Consider the following 2449-nt stretch of genomic DNA (forward strand, 5'->3'; position numbering starts at 1 on the left):
GGCAGGTCGGCGCCGCCCGGTTCGGCGCCGACCGGCACGTACGCCGTCATCCGGTGCGGGCGCAGCCGGCGTACCAGAGCGACCAGCTCGGCCTGCACGCGCCCGGCGGCGGCCGCCCTCGTCGCGGCGGGCAGCGACCGGCGGCGGGCGAGCAGCTCGACGCGGCTGTTCCGCTTCGCCACCCGGGTCACTTCCGCTTCATCAGAAAATTCCGGCACGCAACACTCCTGACGCAACGCCTCTCCCACGGTTGCACTGTGTCAGCATCGCAAGCAACGGAGGCGGAACTTCCGGGGGGACCGAGTGACGCTACGCGGGCGGTTGACGGCAGCCTTCCTCGTGGTGGTGCTCGGGCCGGTCCTGCTCGGCGCGCTCTTCGTCGCCTCCACCGTCGCGGCGGTCGACCGCAGCCGCTCCACCGAGCGCCTGGCGGTGGCGGCGTCCACGGTGCGGACCTCGGTCGACGCGCTCTGCCAGCAGCTCCGGGCCACCGCCGACGCGGTGGCGCTCACCGCCGAGCCGGCTGTGGCCGCCGCGCAACTGGTCGGCCGGGGCCTGGCCGCCGCAGTGTTGATCACCGACGTGTCCGGCCGGGTCACCTACGTCTCGCCCGGTGCGCCGTCGACCCCGTGGCGGGACTGCGCCGGCTCGACCGAAGGCCCGAACGGAGGCGCGACCGAGGGCCCGAACGGGGGCTCCGGCACAGTTTCGACCGACGGTTCGGCCGGCCCGGTCCGTGCGCTGGCCGCCCAGGTCGACCTGCACGACCGCGCCGGCGCCCGGCTGGGCACGGTGACCGCCGCGCAACGTGTCGACCCGGCCTTCGTGGCGCGGCTGGCCGCGGTGACCGGGGTGGCGGTCACCCTGCTCGACAGTGGGGCGCGCGCCGCTCGGGTCACCCACACGACCGAATCCGGCGACGTACGCGACGCGGTGCTGGCCGCCGCCGTCACCGTCCGGGGCGAGCAGGTCACCGAGACCAACGACGGCCGCTACGTGCGCCGGCTCGGGCCCTCCGACGCGCAGCCGCTGCCGCTGGTGCTCTCCGTGCCCGGTGAACGGCCACCGGGGCTGAACGCCACGCTGGTCGGGGTGGTCGTGCTGGCCGGGCTGCTCGCCGTGCTGACCGCCTGGCGACTGGCCCGGGTGACCACCCGGCCGCTCGCCGAGTTGGCCGGTGCGGTCGACCGGGTGGCCCAGGGCGACCTGACCGCCCGGGTGCCGGTCCGCAGCCGCGACGAGCTGGGGCGGTTGGCCGCCGCGTTCAACCGGATGACCCGGGAGACCGGCTCCTACGTCGCGGCGCTGACCAGCAACCGGGATCAGCTGCGCGGGCACCTCGCGGTGCTCGGCGACACCCTGGCCAGCACGCACGACCTGCAACGCATCCTGCGGGTGATCCTGCGGAGCGCCATCGGGGCCACCGGCGCGCGGGCCGGTGCCGTGCTGCTGGTGGAGACCGGCGGGGTGCTCGTCGCGCAGTGCACCGAGGGGTTGGACGGGCGCTGGCCGGACGAGGAGACCGATGGGCCGCAGACGCTGCGGGTGCCGGTCGGTGCCGGCATCGTCGGTGCGGTCGCCGCCACCGGCGAACCGCAGCGGGGGAGGGCGGAGCCGACCGAGGCACCGACGGGTGAGCCACGCTGTCGCACCTACGTCGCGGTTCCGTTCGCTGCCCCGGGCGGCGGTGCCCCGGCCACCCCCGGTGGCCCCTCGGCGGCGGCCGATGAGGCTGGCGCGGCGGCCGCGCTCGGGGTGCTGGCCCTCTACGACCGGCTGGGCGCCGACGAGTTCGACGACGACGACCTGGCCACCCTGCGCACCTTCGCCGGTCACGCGGCGGTGGCGGTGGACAACGTCCGGGTGCACGAGGAGGCGCAGCGGCTTTCCCTCACCGACCCGCTCACCGGGCTGTGGAACTACCGCTACCTGCGTGAGTCGATCCGGCGGGAGGTGGAACGGGCCAGCCGCTTCGGGCGGATGCTCAGCGTCCTCGCGTTGGACCTGGACCGGTTCAAGGACGTCAACGACACGTACGGGCACGCTGCGGGGGACACCGTGCTGGCCGAGTTCGCCCGACGGGTGCGCGGGGAGATTCGCGAGGTCGACCTGGCATTCCGCCAGGGTGGTGAGGAGTTCGTGCTGCTGCTGCCGGAGACCGACGCGCGGGGCGCGGCGATAGTGGCCGAACGGCTCGGTGCGGCGGTGCGGGACACGCCCATCGCCGTCGAGGCGTACGCCGGGCCGGTCCTGGTGACCGTGTCGGTGGGCATCGCCGTCTTCCCGGACAACGGCAGCACCGGGCGGGAGGTGCTGGAGGCCGCCGACGACGCGCTCTACGCGGCCAAGGCGGCGGGCCGCGACACGTACCGGGTCGCCGAGGTGCGCTCGGATCTGCCGACCCGGGAGATCCCGGTTCTCGCGGGTGCGGTGAGCCCACCCGACGGAC

General features: G+C 75.2%; 1 protein-coding gene and 1 pseudogene. One reads left to right on the forward strand and one right to left on the reverse strand.

Annotation, left to right across the window (positions count from 1 at the left end):
- Window positions 1-218 (reverse strand): annotated as a pseudogene (locus KBX53_RS29600) (5-formyltetrahydrofolate cyclo-ligase); the annotation flags it as partial.
- Window positions 219-303: 85 nt separating this feature from the next.
- Here KBX53_RS29600 and KBX53_RS29605 point away from each other — a divergent pair.
- A partial coding sequence (locus KBX53_RS29605; RefSeq protein ID WP_210862936.1) for a diguanylate cyclase occupies window positions 304-2449 on the forward strand: 2146 nt, incomplete at its 3' end.

The sequence above is a fragment of the Micromonospora sp. M51 genome (assembly GCF_018070305.1).
Lineage (GTDB): Bacteria > Actinomycetota > Actinomycetes > Mycobacteriales > Micromonosporaceae > Micromonospora > Micromonospora parva.